This window comes from Lacrimispora sp. 38-1, from assembly GCF_049890855.1.
Classification (GTDB): domain Bacteria; phylum Bacillota; class Clostridia; order Lachnospirales; family Lachnospiraceae; genus Lacrimispora.
Genome location: NZ_JBANEW010000071.1, coordinates 1 through 349 on the forward strand (window position 1 = coordinate 1; position 349 = coordinate 349).

1 tRNA gene and 1 rRNA gene are annotated in these 349 nt (G+C 45.6%); both read left to right on the forward strand.

The window, feature by feature from the left end:
• Positions 1–84 precede the first annotated feature (84 nt).
• Positions 85–202 (forward strand): 5S ribosomal RNA (rrf, locus tag V7D18_RS20840).
• 7 nt (positions 203–209) lie between these two features.
• Positions 210–282, forward strand: a tRNA-Ala gene (locus V7D18_RS20845).
• Positions 283–349 lie beyond the last annotated feature (67 nt).

Below are 349 nucleotides of genomic sequence, written 5' to 3' on the forward strand. Positions count from 1 at the left end.
TGAAACAAAAAACTGCTTATGAAAGCAAGCTTTCAACACAGTTTTCCGTTTAATTGTGCACACATTACTAGCAGACACGAAATTTCTGGTGCCGATGCGCTTAGGGGACACACCCGTTCCCATCTCGAACACGATGGTTAAGACCTAAGCGGCCGATGGTACTATACTGGAGACGGTATGGGAGAGCAGGTGGGTGCCAGATTATATTTGGGGGTGTAGCTCAGTTGGGAGAGCACCTGCCTTGCAAGCAGGGGGTCAAGAGTTCGAATCTCTCCATCTCCATTCGATGTTTAAAGGAAGTATTTAACACAGTTATTAATCGATTGTGTACTCCTATGAAAACATCGCA